Consider the following 211-nt stretch of genomic DNA (forward strand, 5'->3'; position numbering starts at 1 on the left):
CACTTCACCTACATATCAGCGTGCCTTCTCCCGAAGTTACGGCACCATTTTGCCTAGTTCCTTCACCCGAGTTCTCTCAAGCGCCTTGGTATTCTCTACCTGACCACCTGTGTCGGTTTGGGGTACGATTTCGTGTTACCTGATGCTTAGAGGCTTTTCCTGGAAGCAGGGCATTTGTTACTTCAGCACCGTAGTGCCTCGTCATCACACC

General features: G+C 51.2%; 1 rRNA gene (cut by both window edges). It reads right to left on the reverse strand.

Features of this window, described 5'->3' with window-relative positions:
- Positions 1 to 211 (reverse strand): 23S ribosomal RNA (locus JTI85_RS16685) (it extends past both window edges: 1,180 nt to the left, 1,515 nt to the right).

The sequence above is a fragment of the Citrobacter sp. Colony219 genome, assembly GCF_019382635.1.
Classification (GTDB): Bacteria; Pseudomonadota; Gammaproteobacteria; order Enterobacterales; family Enterobacteriaceae; genus Citrobacter; species Citrobacter youngae.